The 397-nt window shown below is 60.2% G+C and carries 1 protein-coding gene; it reads left to right on the top strand.

From position 1 onward, the window contains the following. The coding region (locus tag DPV79_RS41780; RefSeq protein WP_279636684.1) for a histidine kinase dimerization/phospho-acceptor domain-containing protein at positions 1 to 397 on the top strand (397 nt) is incomplete at both ends.

Below are 397 nucleotides of genomic sequence, written 5' to 3'. Positions count from 1 at the left end.
GCCGAAGCCCTGCAGAACGCGCAGGAAGAACTGCAGCACAGCATCGAACAGGCCACCGAGGACGTACGGCAGAACCTGGAAACCATCGAGATCCAGAACATCGAGCTGGACTTCGCGCGTAAGGAGGCCCTGGAAGCCAGCCGCATCAAGTCCGAGTTCCTGGCCAACATGAGCCACGAGATCCGCACCCCGCTCAACGGCATCCTTGGCTTCACCAACCTGCTGCAAAAGAGCGAGCTCAGCCCGCGCCAGCAGGACTACCTGTCGACCATCGAGAAATCCGCCGACAGCCTGCTCGGCATCATCAATGAGGTGCTCGACTTCTCCAAGATCGAAGCGGGCAAGCTGATGCTCGAATCCATCCCCTTCAACCTGCGCGATCTGCTGCAGGACACCC

It is taken from the genome of Burkholderia reimsis (assembly GCF_003294055.1).
In the GTDB taxonomy this organism is placed as follows: Bacteria; Pseudomonadota; Gammaproteobacteria; order Burkholderiales; family Burkholderiaceae; genus Burkholderia; species Burkholderia cepacia.
The sequence above is the reverse complement of the archived record's forward strand: the minus strand, read 5'-3'. Positions and strand labels throughout refer to the sequence as shown.